Annotated in this window: 1 protein-coding gene; it reads left to right on the top strand. The window is 51.9% G+C overall.

What is annotated here, in order from left to right; translation table 11 throughout:
* Positions 1–515 precede the first annotated feature (515 nt).
* On the top strand, positions 516–954 hold a 439-nt coding region (locus GF867_RS14170; RefSeq protein ID WP_235991569.1), incomplete at its 3' end, for a nucleotidyltransferase domain-containing protein.

The raw sequence follows: 954 nt of genomic DNA on the forward strand, positions 1-954 counted from the left end.
CCCGGGGGATCCGGCGCGCCTAGGCCTTGACGGCCTTCACTCAATTCGCCCTATAGTGAGTCGTATTACGTCGCGCTCACTGGCCGTCGTTTTACAACGTCGTGACTGGGAAAACCCTGGCGTTACCCAACTTAATCGCCTTGCAGCACATCCCCCTTTCGCCAGCTGGCGTAATAGCGAAGAGGCCCGCACCGAAACGCCCTTCCCAACAGTTGCGCAGCCTGAATGGCGAATGGGAGCGCCCTGTAGCGGCCACTCAACCCTATCTCGGTCTATTCTTTTGATTTATAAGGGATTTTGCCGATTTCGGCCTATTGGTTAAAAAATGAGCTGATTTAACAAAAATTTAACGCGAATTTTAACAAAATATTAACGCTTACAATTTAGGTGGCACTTTTCGGGGAAATGTGCGCGGAACCCCTATTTGTTTATTTTTCTAAATACATTCAAATATGTATCCGCTCATGAGACAATAACCCTGATAAATGCTTCAATAATATTGAAAAAGGAAGAGTATGCGTAGCCGTAATTGGAGCCGTACCCTGACCGAACGTAGCGGCGGTAATGGTGCGGTGGCGGTGTTTATGGCGTGCTATGATTGCTTTTTTGGCGTGCAGAGCATGCCGCGTGCGAGCAAACAGCAGGCGCGTTATGCGGTGGGCCGTTGCCTGATGCTGTGGAGCAGCAACGATGTGACCCAGCAGGGCAGCCGTCCGAAAACCAAACTGAACATTATGCGTGAAGCGGTGATTGCGGAAGTGAGCACCCAGCTGTCTGAAGTGGTGGGCGTGATTGAACGTCATCTGGAACCGACCCTGCTGGCCGTGCATCTGTATGGCAGCGCGGTGGATGGCGGCCTGAAACCGCATAGCGATATTGATCTGCTGGTGACCGTGACCGTGCGTCTGGATGAAACCACCCGTCGTGCGCTGATTAACGATCTGCTGGAAACCA

Source organism: Fundicoccus ignavus (assembly GCF_009659375.1).
GTDB lineage: Bacteria > Bacillota > Bacilli > Lactobacillales > Aerococcaceae > Fundicoccus > Fundicoccus ignavus.